The organism is Deinococcus carri (assembly GCF_039545055.1).
Taxonomy (GTDB): Bacteria; Deinococcota; Deinococci; order Deinococcales; family Deinococcaceae; genus Deinococcus; species Deinococcus carri.
On record NZ_BAABRP010000010.1, the window covers coordinates 47,366 to 63,858 of the forward strand.

The window sequence follows — 16,493 nt, forward strand, 5'->3', positions numbered from 1 at the left end:
ACGCCACGCAACCCGTCTGGCTTGCGAAGAAATGGTCTGTCTGTTACTATTACGTCCTGAGCGTAATTAAAAAGGAGCTTACGTATTGCCCCCGATCCTCGACCAACTGACCGCCGACACCGCGCTGGCCCTCGCACCTGACAGCAGCAGCGCTAGGGCGGCCCAGAAGCTCGCCCGTCCCGCCGGGTGGCCCAAGCTGGCCCGCGACGGCAATGTCCTCTGGGGCGAATGCCAGGGCAGCGGCACACACCCCTACCTGGTGGGTGTGGATGCCCGCAACGCCGAGATCGCCAGCAAGTGCAGCTGTCCCAGCCGTAAATTTCCCTGCAAGCACGCCCTGGGGCTGCTGCTCCTGCATGCCGCGCGGGCCGGTGAGTGGAAAGATTCCTCCCCGCCCCCCGACCTCGTCAAATGGCTGGGGGGCCGCGTGGCCCGGACTGAAAAGGCCGCGCAATCTCCCGGCGATGACGCTGATCCCGCCGCGCGGGCCAGGGCGCAGGCAAAGGCCCAGGCCACCCGTGACCGCAAGCGTTCGGCGGGCCTGGAGGACCTTGAAGTGTGGCTGAGCGACCTCGTGCGCGAAGGGCTTCAGGCGGCCCGTGCCCGCCCGTATGTCGACTGGGACCGGCAGGCGGCGCGGCTGGTCGATGCCCAGCTTGCGGGCGCGGCGCGGCTGGTCCGGCAGATTCCCGGGTTGCTGCATGACGAAACCGGCCAGGCCCTGACCGCCCATCTGGGGCAGCTGTGGCTGCTCACGCAGGGCTGGCGGCAGCGGGACGCCCTGGGCGAGGCCGAGCGTGCCGACCTCCTGACGGCGCTGGGCGCACCGCTTGACCGTGCCAGCCTGCCCCAGGCCGCGCCGCAGGTCTGGCAGGCCCTCGGTTCGGTGCAGGAGGAAGAGGGGAAACTGAACGTGCGCCGGACCTGGCTGCTGGGCGAGGGGTCGCCCGGTGAAGAACCGAAGCTGGCGCTGCTGCTCGACTTCGCGCCGACAGGACAGGCCTTGCCCCTGCCCCTGGCCCCGCAGCAGCCCTTCACGGCAGCCTTGGCCTATGCGCCCTCAGCCTATGCCCAACGCGCCCTCGTGCAGGGGGAGGTGTCGGTGGCGGCCGCCCCACTGCCCCTCCCCGGCGGGACGCTGGCCGAACTGCAAGAGCGCTACGCAGTGGCCCTGGCCCTGAACCCCTGGCTGGAGCGCATCGGCGCGTTTGTCGGCCCGGCGTACCTCCACCTTGACCCGCCGCAGCTTTGCGACGCCGAGGGGCACGCGGTCCCCCTGAGCGAGCGGGTGGAACAGGCCGACCTCTGGGCCATGCTCGCCCAGGCCGAAACGCGGATGCAGACGTATTTCGGTGAGTGGGACGGCGTGACCTTCCTGCCGATAGGGGCCGTCTCCATGGAAGCGAGCCAGCCGGAGGCTGCCGGGACCCTGCACGAACCTGGAGTGCCCGCATGAGCCGCGACCTGCGTGAGCTGGCCGTGATTGCCACCCGCGGTACCAGCCGGGCCGAGCTGCCCGCTCCTGCCGGTGCGCTGGCCCAGGCCCTGTCGAGTGTGCCCGGTGACACGCCCGAGGCCCGGCTGCTGGGCCGCGCCGCCCTGCTGGGCCTGCACGCCCGCGCCGGAGCGCCCCTCCTGAAGGCCCCTGCGCCGCCCGCGGCTCTGCCCGCCCCCGAACGTCCCATGCCGCCAGTCCTGGCGACCCTGCTGCCTCCACTGGTCCGCACCGACCCGTCGCTGGCTGCCCGGGCGCTGGACACGGTGTCCGCACGCGGCTGGACCCTAAATGCCGCGCAGGTGCTGGCCCTGTACCGTCAGGAGGCCGACCTTGCGCCCGCCCTCTGGACCCTGGCGGATTTGCGGGCGCGGGCTACCCTGGACGCCCATCCCCTGCATGGGCAGGCGCAAAAGGACGGGGAAGAAGCAGCCTGGGCCGCGAGGCTGGCAGCGTTGGCCGAGCTTCGCCGGAGCGGCCCTGCGCAGGCTGTACAGGACCTGCAAGCCCTCTGGGCCAGCCAGCCCGCCGACCGGCGCAAGGAACTGCTGGCCTTGCTGCGCCGAGACCCGCGCCCCGAGGACCGCCCCCTGCTGGAAACGGCGACGCGCGACCGCTCGCCCGAGGTGCAGAAGCAGGCCCGGCAACTTCTGGGCCACCTCCCCGGTGCCTTTCAGGATGAGTTGCTGGCGCTGCTGCCCCAGGCGGTGAAGGTCAGTGGCACGCTGAAAAAGAAGCTCACCTTCGGGGCCTTCGACCTGCCCGCCGCGCTCGGCAAACCGCGCGCCGGACAGTACGACGACAGCGACCTGCACCGCTTGCTGGGTGCGCTGCCCACGCCGCTGATCCTGAAAACACTGGGTGTGGGCTGGGACGAGCTGCACAAGGCGGCCAGGGCGCATCACTGGTCCCTGGCGAATGAATTGCAGGAGCCGCCGCCTCCCGTGCCGGAGTCGCTGGACCCAGCCACGGCCCGCGCCCGGCTGCGCGACCTCGCCGGGCAGCCGAAGGTGTCCCCGGAAAAGCTGCTGGACGCGGTGCGGGCGCTGCTGCTGAATCCAGGGGCGGACCTGGTGGCAGAACCGGTCGACCTACAGGTCACCCTGGCCGCGCGCGCACTCAATCTCTTTCAACGTGAGGGCCAGAGCGGCGTGGTGCCTGGCCTGGCCGGTCTGCTGGGCGAGCGCCTCTCGCCCGACCTGACCTTGCCTCCGCCCACACCGCTGCCTTTCGAGCTGCCGCCCCTCCCGAAAAAGCTCCCCTCCTGGCAGACCCCCGCCGAATGGGAGGAAAGCCAGCGCCAGCAGCACGCTCAGAGGGAGCAGGCCGCCTTCCGGGCCTGGCGCGACCTGACGGACACCCTGCGCCTGCGCCGCGAGTGGCGTGACGCCCTGGCGGCCCATTCGACCCCCTGACCCTTTCCCTTCAAGGAGCCTCCCATGACCCCCCCCCAGAACAACACCGCCCCCGAAGTCCTGCGCCAGCACGCCGAGCAGGCCTACGCCCACGAACTCGCTGCGCTGGCGCAGCACGACCGCTTCCCGCGCCCGCCCAAATGGAACCTCAGCCCGCGCGCGGTCCTGACGTACCTGATGGGAGGCCGGGCGGGCGACACCGAAATCACGCCGAAGTACGTGGGCGAGGCGCGGCTGATGGAGATAGCCGTGGCGACCCTCGCCACCGACCGCGCGCTGCTGCTGCTCGGCGTGCCGGGCACCGCCAAGAGCTGGGTGAGCGAGCACCTCGCCGCCGCCATCTCGGGCGACTCCACCCTGCTGGTGCAGGGCACGGCGGGCACGGACGAGAATGCTATCCGCTACGGCTGGAACTACGCCCGCCTGCTGGCCGAGGGGCCGAGCGAGGCCGCGCTGGTCGAAAGCCCCGTCATGCACGCCATGCGCCAGGGCAAGATCGCCCGACTGGAGGAGCTGACTCGCGTGCAGAGCGACGTGCAGGACACCCTCATCACCATCCTTTCCGAAAAGACGCTGCCGGTGCCCGAGCTGAACACCGAGGTGCAGGCGGTGCGCGGCTTCAACCTGATCGCCACCGCGAACAACCGCGACAAGGGCGTGAACGACCTGTCGAGTGCACTCAAACGCCGCTTCAACACCGTGGTTCTGCCCGTGCCCGACAGCCTGGAGGACGAACTGAGCATCGTGACCCGCCGCGTCGAGTCGCTGGGTCGCAGCCTGGGCCTGCCCGACCTGCCCCCGGCCCTCGACGAGATTCGGCGCGTGGTGACGGTCTTCCGCGAACTGCGCGCGGGCGTCACCGAGGACGGCAAGACGAAGCTCAAGACGCCCAGCGGCAGCCTCAGCGTGGCCGAGGCCATCAGCGTGGTCACCAACGGCCTGACCCTGGCCGCCCACTTCGGCGACGGCGAACTTAGCAGCCACGACGTGGCCGCCAGCCTCATCGGGGCCGTGGTGAAAGACCCGGTGCAGGACCAGGCCGTGTGGAACGAGTACCTGGAAACGGCGGTCAAGAAGCGGGCCGGGTGGAAGGAGTTTTACACGGCTTGCCGGGAGGTGAGTTGAGCATGTCTTCACAGTGGGGAAAGGGCCGCCCCGTCTCAGCCTTCCCCCTCCTCCCGCGTCCAGTCCTCGTAGTGCAGCCCCGGCACGCGGGCAAACTCCCCGAGGTTGTTCGTGACGACCAGTGCGTTCAGGCTCTGGGCATGCCCCGCAATCAGCACGTCATAGGGGCCGATGGGCGAGCCGCTGCCCGCCAGCGCGGCCCGAATCCCGGCGGCGGCTTCGGCGGCCTCCGGGCCGAAGTCGAAGACGTCCAGGGTCTGCACCAGGGTCGACAGGCGGGCGGCATTCTGCTCCGGGCGACCGCTGCGGCGCACCCCGTACCAGAGTTCGTGCAGGGTGACGCTGGAGATGCCCAGCTGGTGCCCTGCCGCCGTTACCTCCCGCATCCGGCGGCCCACCTGCTCCGGGCGGCGGTTCATGGTGAAGATGCAGATATTGGTGTCGAGCAGATAGAGCAGGGGCGGGGTCACACCAGCGCTTCCCGCTCCTGCTGCGCCGCAGGCTGTTCCCGTTCGAGGGGGCCTTCAAAGGCCGTCAGGGCCTCGAAGATGGCCTGGCCGTCCTGCCGCTGAACCGGCGTGATGATCAGGTCACGGCCCCGGCGGACGATCTCGACCTCGCCGTAAGGCAGTTGCAGCTCCTGCGGAATGCGGACGGCCTGGCTGTTGCCACTCTTGAAGGTTCGGCTGCGCGTCATGGATTCACCTCATCAGAGTATATACCGTAGATACACTATAGAACGAACGTTCCCCGTCCCTCCTGGAGTCCCGACATGGTCCAATCTGACCTCACCATCCTCCCCATCCGCCACCACGGTCCCGGTTCGGCGCGCAGCATGGCGCGGGCGCTGGAGGCCCATCCGCCCGCCACGCTGCTGGTTGAGGGGCCTGCGGACGCTGACGGCCTGCTGCCCTTCCTGAACGACCCCGCGCTCACGCCCCCCGTCGCGGTGATGGCACACGTGCAGGGCCAGCCCGAACGCTCGGTGTTCTACCCGCTGGCCGAGTTCAGCCCCGAATTCGTGGCGATCCGCTGGGCACTCGCGCGCGGCGTGCCGATAGCCTTTATGGACCTGCCCGCCAGCGTGACCCTGGCGTCAGGAGAAGAGGAGACTCTCCCCAACGTCAATCCGGACGCTGAGGCCACCCCTGCCGACCCTGCCCCCGCCGACGCCATGTGCGAAGACCCTCTCGCGCTGCTGGCCCAGGCCGCTGGCTACAGTGACTTCGAACGCTGGTGGGACGCCCTGGTCGAGTCACGCGGCGAGGGCGAGGCCGTGTTTGCGGCCATTGCCGAGGTCATGGCCGCGGTTCGCGAGGCTGAGGACGGGCACACCTCGGAGCGTGACCTCATTCGTGAGGCCCAGATGCGCCAGACCATCCGCGCGGCGCTGAAAAAGGGCAGTGTGGCCGTCGTGTGCGGCGCGTGGCACGCCCCGGCGCTGACTCCCGAAGTCCTGGCCCGTGAGGCGAAGGCCGACACGGCGCGCTTAAAAGGGCTGCCCAAGGCAAAAGTCGCCCTCACCATCACACCCTGGACACACGGGCGGCTTACACAGGCCAGCGGTTACGGCGCGGGCGTCACCTCGCCGGGCTGGTATGCGCACCTTTATGGCACGCCCGCGCAGGTCAGCGAGCGCTGGCTGACCCGTTCGGCGCGGCTGCTTCGCGCGCACGGGCTGGACGCCTCGAGTGCCCAGGTCATCGACGCGGTGCGGCTGGCCGACGCCCTGGCGACCCTGCGCGGACGACACCTCGCGGGCCTGGACGAGCTGACCGATGCCACGCGGGCCGTCTTCGCCTGGGATTCCGACACGCCGCTGCGCCTGCTGTCGGAGGAACTGTTCGTGGGTGAGGCGCTGGGCAGTGTGCCCTCCGGCGCGCCCGCCGTGCCGCTGGAACAGGACCTCACGGCCACGCTGGCCCGGCTGCGCCTGAAGCGCGAGGCCACCACCCGCGACCTCACCCTCGACCTGCGCGAGGATGCCGGGCTGAACCGCTCGCAGCTCTTCCACCGCCTGAACCTGCTGGGCGTGCCGTGGGCGAAGGAGGCACACAGCAGCGGCACGGGCACCTTCAAGGAGGCCTGGAGCCTGCGCTGGGAACCGGAATTCAGTGTGCGCATCGTCGAGGCGAGCCGCCACGGCAATACTGTGGTACGCGCGGCCCACGCGGCGGCAGTCTCGCGGGCGCGGCGGGCGGCGGACCTGGGGGAACTCTCGGCGCTGCTGGAAGTCGCGCGGCTGTGCGGGCTGCCGGGGGCCGCCGACTTCACGCTCGCCCGTCTGGACGCCCGCGCCGCCGACGCCGACACCGCCGCGCTGCTGCTGTCCCTCCCGCCCCTGGCGCGCCTGGCCCGCTACGGCGACGTGAGGGCGCGCGAGGGTGACGACTTGCGGCCCGTGTTCCGCACGCTGGTGGCCCGCGCCGCCGCCGGTCTGCCCAACGCCGCGCACGGGCTGGGGGAGGAAGCGGCGGGGGCGCTTCACGGCCAGCTCGCGCAGGCGGATGCCGCGGTGCGCCTCCTCGACGACCCGGAAGCGAGCGCTGGGTGGGTCGCGGCCCTGCACGCCCTGGACGCGGAGGGCACCGCGCCGCTGCTCCGGGGCGACGCCGTGAACCGCCTGCGCGACCGGGACCTCCTGGACGCGGGGCAGGTGCAGGCGCGGCTCGCGGCGGCCCTCGCGCCGGGGGCACCGCCATTGGATGTGGCGGCGTGGCTGGGCGGCTTCATCGGCGAGGACGGCGGGACGCTCCGCCACGACCCGGCGGCGCTTTCCCTGCTGGACGCCTGGGTCACTGGACTCGATACCGACGCCTTTGGCGAGGTGCTGCCCCCCCTGCGCCGCGCCCTCTCGCGCCTGGAACCCCACGCCCGCAGGAGGCTGGGCGAGGAATTGCGCGGCCTGGAACGCACGGAATATGCGGCGCAGGTCAATGACGACCTGGGAGCCAGGGTGGTGCCGGTGGTGCTGCGGCTCCTCGGCGCGGCTCTGCCCGCTGGAGAGGCCCATGACTGAACCCACCCCGCAAAATCTCACTCCCGAACAAGAACGCCTACGCCGCTGGCGGCTGCTGCTCGGCGGCGAAACGGCCACGGGCGAGAGCGCCGACGGCATCGGCTGCGAGCTGGGCGAACACGACCGCCGCCTCGACGCCGCGCTGGCCTCGCTGTACGACGGCGCGCCCTTCATCGTGCAGACCGAGAAGCCCCAGAAGGGCCGCAAGTCGCACCGCCACGTGGGCTTCGGCAAGAGCGCCCCAGCGGTCGCCGCGTGGCTGGGTGAGGTCCGCGACCTCTTCCCGCAGTCGGCGGTGCAGGTCATGCAGCAGGACGCGGTCGAGCGCCTCAACCTGAAGACCCTGCTGCTCGAACCCGAACTCATGGAGCACCTGCAACCCGACGTGCACCTGGCCGCCACCCTCCTCAGCCTGGGGGACGCCATGCCGGATCAGGCCAAGGCGCTGGCACGGCAGGTGGTCGCGCGGGTGGTGGACGACCTCCAGGCTCGCCTCGCCGAGCCGCTGCGCAGCGCCGTGACGGGTAGCCTCAACCGCTCGCAGCGCAACCTGCGCCCCCGCCAGAACGAGGTGGACTGGGGCCGCACCCTGCTGAAAAACCTGCGCACCTACGACCCTGAGCGTCGCAGCGTGATTCCCGAGCGCCTGGTGGGGTACGGGCGCGCGCGGCGGCAACTCAAGGCCGTGACCCTGTGTGTGGACCAGTCGGGCAGCATGGCGTCGAGCGTCGTGTACGCGGGCATCTTCGGCGCGGTGCTGGCGAGCCTCCCGGCTCTAAAGACGAACGTGGTCGTGTACGACACCACGGTGGTGGATCTGACCGACCACCTCGCGGACCCGGTGGACGTCCTGTTCGGTGTTCAGCTTGGCGGCGGCAACGACACGCCGCTGGCCCTGCGCTACTGCAAGGGCCTGCTCACCAACCCCGAAGAGCACACCTTCGTCCTGATTTCCGACCTGTATGAAGGCTCCGGCAGCGCCGAGATGATCCGCCGCCTGCATGAATTCCGCGAGATGGGTGCCCGCGTGATTGTGCTGCTGGCCCTCGACGACGACGGCACGCCGAGCTACGACCATGAGAACGCTGCCCGCCTCGCCGCGCTGGGTATCCCGGTCTTCGCCTGCACGCCGGACTTTTTCCCCGAACTGATGGCGACCGCCCTGGGGGGGGCCGACATCGGTGCCTGGGCCGCCTCACGCGGCATCGTGATGGCCCGTGCGGCGGCTGGGGCAATTGGACGATGAGAGCCGGGCGGCCTGGGGGTCGGCGGCAAGGTCGAGATTGAGGTTCAGGGGAATGCCAGCGTGCTCACGCCTGCTCAGGATGAGCAGCCGCCCCGAGACCCTGAAGCGGCAGCACCGCTTCGAGGCGGCGCAACATGAGGCGGCTGGTTCGGCACGGCGTCTGCCAGGAGGGCTTGCGATTCTTCGCCGCACGGTGGAGTTCACGACCAGGTAAGCTCGCCCGGATGAACCGCATACGAACCTATTCCTGGGAAGACCCTCTGATGGGTGCCGATGCCGCGCGGCAGATGAGTGGACTCGACTACCTGCGCGGCATCGCGCGAGGTGAGTTTCCGGCACCACCCATCTCGGCCAGCCTGGACTTCTCCCTGGCGAGCGAGGCGGACATCGAGCCGGGCCGGGTGACCTTCCGTATGACCCCGCAGGAATTTCACTACAACCCCATCGGCAGTGTGCATGGTGGCGTCTTCGCGGCGCTGCTCGACTCGGCACTGGGCTGCGCGGTTCACACGCGGCTCCCCGCCGGCGTGGGGTACACCACCCTGGAACTCAAGGTGAATTACATTCGCCCCCTGCTTGCGGGGATGGGGGAAGTGCGCGCCGTCGGTGAAGTGCTGAGCCTGTCGCGGCAGGTCGCCACGGCGCAGGCGCAACTGCTGGACGGCAACGACAAGCTCTTTGCCCACGCCACCACCACCTGCCTGATCCTGCGCCCGCAGCGTGAGACCCCCTGACTGAGCCTGCCCCGTGCGTGGTTCCAGACGGGAGAGATACAGGTCAGCCCGGTCCACCGGTCCTGGGAGCGGCCGGGCCACGCCACGCACCACCGCCGCGACACCCTGAAGACGTGTGCTGGACCAGAAAGGCCGCGCAGGGCCTCGCGGTTCTCCGGGGCGTCGTTCTGGCCCTGCTCGGCACCCAGACCCGGCCTCCTCGCCTGCCTCCCCCTGCCTGGACTCCCGTCAAGAGAAAAGCCCGGCCGAGCGGCAGTCGGGTTTACCCTGAGTCCATGTCTCAGCCCCACTTCCCCGTGCTCTCTTCTTCCCCCACCAGATGACCTCTGTCCCCCTGCATGCCCTGGGCTGGTCGGAGGCCTATGCTCAGGCAGCCCGCGAGGCCATCGCGGCCGCCTCACCTGAAGTCCGGCCCTCCCTGGAACCTGGCCGGGTCGCCAGCACCGGGCGAACCTCCATGCAGGTCTGGACCGCGGGCGGCCCGGAGGAGGCGTCGCTGCCGGGTTCCCTCAGGCACGCGGCTGCCGGGGGCCGGATGCTCCCGGTCATCGGGGACTGGGTCATCGTGCAGCGCCCCGCAGAGCCGCCGCTGCGGATCGTGGAGGTGCTGCCGCGCCGGACCAGCTTTGCGCGGGCCGTGCAGGGCGGCCTGACCGAGCAGGTCATCGCCGCCAATGTGGACGTGGTCTTCATCGTTACCACGCCCGACCTCGACTTCGACCTGCCCCGGCTGGGCCGCTACGTCGCGGCCGTGCAGCTCAGCGGGGCACGGCCCGTCGTGTTGCTGAACAAGGTGGACGCCGTGCGCGACGTGAGTCCCTTTGCCGAGGCGGTCGCGGGCCTGTCGCCGGACCTGCCCGTGCACGCGGTCTCGGCAGCGGTGGGTCAGGGCTTAGATGCCCTCCGCCCGTACTTCGGCGAGGGAGTCACGGTCGCCCTGATCGGCTCTTCGGGGGTCGGAAAGTCGACCCTGACGAACCGGTTGCTGGGGCGTGAGGCGGCCACGACCGGCGCGGTGCGGGACCTCGACGGCCAGGGACGCCACACGACGACCACGCGCACCCTCTACCGTCTGCCCGGTGGGGGCCTGCTGATCGACAATCCGGGGCTGCGGGACATCGCGGTGTGGGACGCCGGGGCCGGCGGCTCCCGCTTCGGCGTCATCGAGGAACTCGCCACCCGGTGTCGTTACCGTGGGTGCACGCACCGCACCGAGCCTGGCTGCGCGGTGCGCCGGGCCGTGGAGCGGGGCGAGATCGGTGCCGATCTCGTGGTCGCCTACGCCGAGGCGCAGGGGCTGTCTCCACGCAAGTCCCGACGGCGCTGAGCCAACATCCGGCTGGAGAACTGTAACCTCCGGAGGGAACCCCAAAGACCGATTGGCGACTCTCCCCGCTACGGGCGTCCAGCCATGTGGGGCTGCCACCGGCACTCATCCAGGTGGCCGGGTACGACGCCCTGCGTGACGACGGTGTTCGCTATGCGGAGGTTCTGCGTGGGGCGGGCGTGCCGGTCGTACTGGAGGAGTACACCTCCACGCCCCACGGCTTCGCGATCTTCCCGTACTTCAGTCGTGATGCGCGGCCAGCCATGAAGCGGGTGGTGGAAGAACAGAGGAAGTACCTCAGGGCTGACACTTGAATGAGGGCGCGACCGGGTCTTCGAGTACCGCCCCTACATGGACATTTTCCAACTGCACACCGGGGAGGCGATACCAGAGCCTCCTGAGGAGGCGACGCTCAGCGCGGGGCCGGAGTGAAGAGGGCGTGCCAACAGTCACATGCTGCTCCCGTCAGCAGCGCTCAGGTCTGGCATCGGCAGGGCGAAAACGTGACAAATACAAGCGTCTACGTCCGTCTCCTTCCGCAACCAGCGCAATAGGGAAACTCAGGGAAAGCTGCTCTAGGACGCTAGTTTTGCAACATTCATACACCGGAAGCGGGGTTTTCTGTTGGGGGTAGAGGGCGTGGAGAGGCTGGGGGCGATGTGAGGCCCCTCCCCCACGGTAAGTGGGTCGTTTTCTGTGGGGAGCGGTCCTGTCTCGTCCTGGGCGGACGGGGCGCAGGAAGGTTATCGCCTTCTAGCATTCTTTCTGCGCGAAGCGAGAAGCGCAAAAAGGGCGGTGCAGGGTGGTAAGGAGCGCCGCTCTACACGCTGCCCAGCCCCTCCATTCCCTCCTCCAGAAATGTCCGAACCGCCAGTGTGGGAGCCGTGGGAAAGATGGCGGTGAATTCACGGCGGAGTCCGGGCAGGTGCACTTCCGGGCTGACCAGCAGGCCGCTGCCCAGTTCGCGCCGGACGCAGTATTCCGACAAGAAAGCCCCACCCAGACCCGTCAGCACCGCTTCCTTGACCGCCTCGTTGCCCGCCAGCTCCAGAAAGGGCGTGACCTCGATCTGCGCGGCTTGCAAGGCGCGTTCAGACACTTCACGGGTGCCGGAACCGGTTTCGCGCTGGATGAGTGGGAGCTTCTTCAACTCCTTCCGGCCCAGCGAGGGCTTCGCCAGCGGGTGGGCGGCACTGACCACCAGGCGCAACTCGTCGCCGCCCACCCGGCGGCTTTGCATCCCCTCGGGCAAAGCCGGGAAGGGGCGCTCGATGAAGGCTATATCCGTCTCGCCAGCGAGCAGGCGTTGCAGCGCCTCCTCGCTGTTGCCCGAACTGACCTGAAGCCGCACGCCGGGATACTGCTGGTGGAAGGTTCGCAGGGCCGCCGGCAGGACATAGGCTGCCAGGGTATTGCTGGCGGCCAGCCGGAGTGTTCCCGTCTGCAAGCCCCGGTGCTCGCTGGCGAACCCTCGCGCCCCGTTCAGCGCCCGTGAGAGTTCCAGGGCATACGGCAAGAGGGCCTCTCCCGCCGGCGTCAGGCGCATGCCCAGGCGGTGCCTGACCAGCAAAGGCTCTCCCACAGCCGCCGTCAGGTGTTTGAGTTGTGCGGACAGCGCGGGCTGGCTGAGGTTCCTTTCCTGTGCGGCAGCGGTCAGGCTCCCCAGGCGGGCCACCGCCGCGAAGGAAAGCAGGGCGTCGGGTTGGACGTTCATAGGACCCAGTCAACAGGATATAAACAAACTTTGCAATGAAGGGCAAAAAGACAAATTTGAGTGATGACCCCTGAGGCACTACGTTCCCGGTATGTCTGCTGTTGCCCGGTCGCGTCCCTCCCCGCTGTTTCGCCTGCTGCCCGGTCTGGGCTTGACCCTCGCCGTGGCGGCCCTCGCTGTGCTGGTCGGCAACGCGGGCTGGGGCCGTTCGCTGGGCTTCAGTCCCCTGACCCTCGCCATCGTGCTGGGGATGGTGCTGGGCAATACCGTGTATCCGCCCCTGAGCCGGACCTGTGAGGCCGGTGTGACCTTCAGCAAAGGAACGCTCCTGCGGGCAGGCATCATCCTGTACGGCTTTCGGCTGACCTGGCAGCAACTCCTGGGTGTGGGCGCACAGGGCCTCCTGTCGGCGGTCTTCATGCTGGGAAGCACCTTCCTCCTGGCCTGTCTGCTGGGCCGCTGGCTCAGGCTGGACAGGCAAAGCGCGGTCCTGATCGGGGCGGGCAGCAGCATCTGCGGAGCCGCCGCCGTGCTGGCGACGGAACCCGTGGTCAAAGCGAAGGCGGGGCAGGTCACCGTCGCGGTGGCGACCGTGGTGATCTTCGGCACCCTCAGCATCTTCCTTTACCCCGCCATGAACGCCCTGCACCTGTGGCCTTTCGCTGGTCCGGCCTTCGGCGTCTATATCGGCTCCAGTGTCCACGAGGTCGCGCAGGTCGTGGCGGCGGGCAAGGCCGTCAGTGCCTCCGTTGCCGACGTCGCCGTCACGACCAAGCTGATCCGGGTGATGCTGCTCGCGCCGTTCTTGCTGCTGCTCTCTGCGTGGTGGAACGGTCAGGCGGCGGCCTCGACCGCAGGGAACCCGCGTCAACCCATCCCTGTTCCCTGGTTTGCGTTCGGCTTCATCGCAGCGGCGCTGTTCAACTCGTTGCGTCTCCTGCCCGATTCTGCCGTGTCACTGCTGCTGAACGTGGACACCTGGCTCCTCACGATGGCGATGGCCGCCCTGGGCCTGACCACCCACCTCAGCACGTTGCGGCAGGCGGGCTTGAAGCCCCTGGTGCTGGGGGGCCTGCTGATGGTCTGGCTGGTCGTGGGCGGCGGCCTGTTCCAGTGGGGGCTGGCGGCACTTCATCTCTGACTCCGGGGCAGTCTCGCTTCTCGTTCCCCGCACGGAGTTTCGCCGGCTCCGCAAAGTGGGTCGCCAACTTCTTCAGTCATTGTCCAGCATAGTGGACGCGGCAACAACAACCGCACTTGGGTGTCCGTTTTGGGTCTACCTCTGCGGCTCCATCTCTCCCGGCCTCCGGTCTGGGCCACTGTCCCGCAGAGCCAAGCATGAGGTGCCTCAACCCGCCCGCCCTAGAGAGCGGGGCTGGCTGGCCCGGCGGGCGTCGGAGGTGTTCCCCGCTCGAAGCGGACCCGGTTGAGCAGCAGCGCGTTGACGGTGACGATGACGGTGCTGGCACTCATCAGCAGGGCGGCCCACTCGGGGCGCAGCAGGATGCCGTAGGCCGGGTACAGCACGCCCGCCGCGAAGGGGATGGCCAGCACGTTGTAGCTGGCCGCCCAGAAGAGGTTCTGCTTGATCTTGCCGCGGACTTTGCGGGCCAGAGCGATGCTGCTCGCCACGTCCGCCGGGCTGCTCTTCACCAGGATCACATCGGCGGTCTCGACCGCCACGTCGGTTCCGGCACCGATGGCGATGCCCACGTCCGCCTGCGCGAGCGCGGGGGCATCGTTCACGCCGTCGCCGACCATGGCAACCGTGCGGCCCTGCCCCTGAAGTTCCTGCACCTTGGCGGCCTTGTCCTGCGGCAGGACCTCGGCGATCACGGTGTCCAGGCCCAGTTGCCGGGCCACTGCCCCGGCGGTGTGGCGGTTGTCCCCGGTCAGCATGACGGTCTGCACGTTCAGGGCATGCAGCGCCTCAACTGCCTGCCTCGCCGACGCGCGGATGGTGTCCGCCACGGCCACCACGCCCAGTGCCTGCCCGTCGGCCGCCACAAACATGGCGGTCTTTCCGTCGGCTGCCAGGCGCTCCACCTCACCAGACAGGGCACCGATGTCCACCCCCTCCCGCTCCATCAGCTTGCGGTTCCCGAGCAGCACCCGTTGGCCCTGCACCGTCGCCTCCACGCCGTGCCCGGGAATACTGTCGAAGGTTTCCGGCCGCTCGACCGTCATGCCCCGCGCCTGCGCGCCCTTCACGATGGCCTCCGCCAGTGGGTGCTGCGAGGGCTGGTCCGCGGACGCCGCCAGGCGCAGCAGCTCGGCCTCGCTGGCTCCGGGCGCGGGAATCACGTCGGTCAGGGAGGGCTTGCCCTCGGTGAGTGTCCCGGTCTTGTCGAAGATCACGGTGTCCACCCCGGCGGTCGCCTCCAGGGCGGTGGCGTTCTTGAACAGCACGCCCTCCCGCGCGCCCTTCCCGACCCCCACGGTGATCGCGGTGGGCGTGGCCAGCGCCAGCGCGTCCGGGCAGGCAATCACGATGGCGGAGACGGCGGCGGTCAGCGCGAACACCACGCCTTCATTCCCCAGGAAGTACCAGGCCAGGAAGGCGATCAGGCCCGCGCCGAGCGCCACGAACACCAGGTACTTCCCGGCCTGATCGGCCAGGCGCTGCGCGGGGGCCTTGCTCGCCTGCGCGTTCTGCACCAGCTGCACGATGCGGGACAGGGCGGTATCGGCCCCCACCGCCGTCGCGCGGAAGGTGAAGGCCCCATTCTGGTTCACGGTTCCGCCGGTGACCCGCGCCCCTGGGTTCTTCGCCACCGGAATCGGCTCGCCGGTGATCATCGACTCGTCCACGTAGCTGCTGCCGTTGATGACCTCGCCGTCGACGGGTACGCGGTCCCCGGGCCGCACGGCGATCTCGTCGCCCACCACCACCTGCTCCAGGGGGACCTCCAGCTCCTGCCCGTTCCGCACGACGCGGGCCGTGGAGGGAGCCAGTTTCAGCAGCGCCTCCACGGCCCGCCCCGTGGCGAAGCGTGAGCGCATCTCCAGCCAGTGCCCCAGCAGCGACAGGGTGGTCAGCATGGCTGCCGCCTCGAAGAACACGTCGGTTCCACCCAGGAAGAACGTCGCGTACACCGAGAAGACCCAGCTCACCAGGATGCCCGTGGCGATCAGGGTCATCATGTTCGCCTCGCCGCGCCTGAGGGCACGCCAGGCCGCCGAGATGAACGGCCAGCCGCCCCACCACACCACCGGCGTGGACAGCAGCAGCCCGAACCAGGCCATCGAGAGGCCGAAAGGCGGCAGGGCGGTGAAGCCCAGCGTTTCGCCAATCGGGGAGTACAGCACCACCGGCACGGTCAGGATCAGGCTGACCACGAAGCGGCGCAGCATGTCGTTCACCATGTGCGCGCCGTGCCCCGCGTGCTCGTCGTGCCCCATATCGGCGTGTGCGTCAGGCCCGGCGTCGCTCGTGCCTCCATGACGGCCGTGTCCCATCGCCGCGTGCGTGTCCCGCGCTCCTGCTGTCCCACCGTGCCCCTGGTGCTCGTGTCCGACGCTCGGATGGCCTGGCTGCACCGCCGACGGCGCGCAGTCCTGGCAGGCGCAGGCGTACCCGGCGGTGTGCAGGCGCTGGCGCAGCTCCGCCTCGGTCACGCTGCCCGGGTCGTACCCCAGGTGCGCCACGGCGCGTGTGCGGTCGATGTGCACCGAGGTCACGCCGGGGACCCGCGCGAGGCTCTGCTCCAGATCCGCGAACTCCGAACCGTCATGGCAGTTGCGGAAGACCACCTCGAGAACCGCCGCCGGTGCGTGGTGGTGGTCATGGTGCCCGCCGTGGTCATGCGTCGTCATGCCGTCCTCCTGTCCATTCGGCCACCTTAGGCCGGCACCGTTCAGCTTCCGTAAAGGGTCAGGCGAGGAGCGTTTCGATTTCTGCGGTAGGACCGGCAGGGTGTGGGCGGCGTGCAGCAGACGTTCTCGGGTGGGGGAGAGGCCAGGAGGCCTGCTGCGGTCAGGGCGTGCCGATCGCTTGCAGCTCCCGCAGCGCGGCCTGAGCGCGCGCCGCATCCGCCTGCACAGTGTCGGCGCTGCGGTGGGCGTCGATGGCACCATTGAGGGCCACCAGGGCCGCCCGTGCCTCGCGGAACCCGCCCGGGTTCAGTTGTCGCAGCAGCGTCGCAGCGTCCAGTTCCGACTGCGCCTGCCGGGCGGCACTCCGGGCCGCGTCGAGGCTGCTGGCGTTGCCCTGCTGGGCGCGGGCGTACTCCAGTGGGACGATCTCCAGCGCGCCGGAGGCCTTGCGGGCGTGTTCCACCTCCGGTCCCACCAGACGGGCGAGGGTCGGCTCGGGTGCGGTGGCGCGACCGGCGAAGAAGCCCAGCGCCAGCCCCAGGAGGGCCGCGACGGTCACGAGCAGGGGGGACAGGTTGCGTTGACGGCGGTACAGCATCGTT

Annotated in this window: 13 protein-coding genes and 1 pseudogene; 9 read left to right on the top strand and 5 right to left on the bottom strand. The window is 69.6% G+C overall.

The window, feature by feature from the left end; genetic code table 11:
• Window positions 1-85 precede the first annotated feature (85 nt).
• The 3 genes from ABEA67_RS12850 to ABEA67_RS12860 are packed head-to-tail and all read left to right on the top strand — an operon-like array spanning window position 86 to window position 4,035.
• Entirely contained in the window at window positions 86-1,456 is a 1,371-nt protein-coding gene (locus ABEA67_RS12850; RefSeq protein WP_345465749.1) for an SWIM zinc finger family protein, read from the top strand.
• Window positions 1,453-2,910 carry a DUF5691 domain-containing protein gene (locus ABEA67_RS12855; RefSeq protein WP_345465751.1) on the top strand — a complete coding sequence of 486 codons (1,458 nt, stop codon included), beginning with the start codon at window positions 1,453-1,455 and terminating at the stop codon, window positions 2,908-2,910. The genes ABEA67_RS12850 and ABEA67_RS12855 overlap by 4 nt, the downstream gene beginning before the upstream one ends.
• 24 nt (window positions 2,911-2,934) lie before the next feature.
• Window positions 2,935-4,035, top strand: coding sequence for an ATP-binding protein (locus tag ABEA67_RS12860; RefSeq protein WP_345465753.1), 1,101 nt, complete (start codon window positions 2,935-2,937; stop codon window positions 4,033-4,035).
• A gap of 35 nt (window positions 4,036-4,070) precedes the next feature.
• Here the strand turns inward: ABEA67_RS12860 and vapC are convergent, their stop codons facing one another.
• Both vapC and ABEA67_RS12870 read right to left on the bottom strand, forming a co-directional pair.
• The gene (gene vapC / locus ABEA67_RS12865; RefSeq protein WP_345465755.1) at window positions 4,071-4,505 is read right to left on the bottom strand and encodes a type II toxin-antitoxin system tRNA(fMet)-specific endonuclease VapC; all 435 of its coding nucleotides are present in this window, start codon (window positions 4,503-4,505) and stop codon (window positions 4,071-4,073) included.
• A complete protein-coding gene (locus tag ABEA67_RS12870) occupies window positions 4,502-4,732 on the bottom strand; it encodes an antitoxin (protein ID WP_345465757.1) in 231 nt (76 codons plus the stop codon). The genes vapC and ABEA67_RS12870 overlap by 4 nt, the downstream gene beginning before the upstream one ends.
• Before the next feature lie 75 nt (window positions 4,733-4,807).
• On the opposite strand from ABEA67_RS12870, the gene ABEA67_RS12875 reads away from it, so the two are divergent.
• The 5 genes and pseudogenes from ABEA67_RS12875 to ABEA67_RS12895 all read left to right on the top strand — a co-directional run.
• Window positions 4,808-7,054, top strand: a complete 2,247-nt coding sequence (locus tag ABEA67_RS12875; protein ID WP_345465759.1) for a DUF5682 family protein — start codon at window positions 4,808-4,810, stop codon at window positions 7,052-7,054.
• Window positions 7,047-8,300: a VWA domain-containing protein gene (locus ABEA67_RS12880; RefSeq protein WP_345465761.1), complete on the top strand. Its 1,254-nt coding sequence runs from the start codon at window positions 7,047-7,049 to the stop codon at window positions 8,298-8,300. Before ABEA67_RS12875 ends, ABEA67_RS12880 begins: the two co-directional genes overlap by 8 nt.
• Before the next feature lie 224 nt (window positions 8,301-8,524).
• Window positions 8,525-9,034 carry a PaaI family thioesterase gene (locus ABEA67_RS12885; protein ID WP_345465763.1) on the top strand — a complete coding sequence of 170 codons (510 nt, stop codon included), beginning with the start codon at window positions 8,525-8,527 and terminating at the stop codon, window positions 9,032-9,034.
• Between the two features lie 319 nt (window positions 9,035-9,353).
• Complete coding sequence (gene rsgA / locus ABEA67_RS12890; RefSeq protein ID WP_345465765.1) at window positions 9,354-10,361, top strand: ribosome small subunit-dependent GTPase A; 1,008 nt, start codon at window positions 9,354-9,356, stop codon at window positions 10,359-10,361.
• A gap of 53 nt (window positions 10,362-10,414) precedes the next feature.
• A pseudogene (locus ABEA67_RS12895) lies at window positions 10,415-10,675 on the top strand (alpha/beta hydrolase fold domain-containing protein); the annotation flags it as partial.
• A gap of 506 nt (window positions 10,676-11,181) precedes the next feature.
• Here ABEA67_RS12895 and ABEA67_RS12900 read toward each other — a convergent pair.
• The gene (locus tag ABEA67_RS12900) at window positions 11,182-12,075 is read right to left on the bottom strand and encodes a LysR substrate-binding domain-containing protein (RefSeq protein WP_345465767.1); all 894 of its coding nucleotides are present in this window, start codon (window positions 12,073-12,075) and stop codon (window positions 11,182-11,184) included.
• A gap of 91 nt (window positions 12,076-12,166) precedes the next feature.
• On the opposite strand from ABEA67_RS12900, the gene ABEA67_RS12905 reads away from it, so the two are divergent.
• Window positions 12,167-13,216, top strand: a complete 1,050-nt coding sequence (locus tag ABEA67_RS12905; protein WP_345465769.1) for a YeiH family protein — start codon at window positions 12,167-12,169, stop codon at window positions 13,214-13,216.
• Window positions 13,217-13,437: 221 nt separating this feature from the next.
• Here the strand turns inward: ABEA67_RS12905 and ABEA67_RS12910 are convergent, their stop codons facing one another.
• Together ABEA67_RS12910 and ABEA67_RS12915 are read right to left on the bottom strand one after the other, a co-directional pair.
• A complete protein-coding gene (locus tag ABEA67_RS12910; RefSeq protein WP_345465771.1) occupies window positions 13,438-15,891 on the bottom strand; it encodes a heavy metal translocating P-type ATPase in 2,454 nt (817 codons plus the stop codon).
• Window positions 15,892-16,051: 160 nt separating this feature from the next.
• On the bottom strand, window positions 16,052-16,489 hold the full coding sequence (locus tag ABEA67_RS12915; protein ID WP_345465773.1) for a hypothetical protein: 438 nt from the start codon (window positions 16,487-16,489) through the stop codon (window positions 16,052-16,054).
• Window positions 16,490-16,493: the final 4 nt, after the last annotated feature.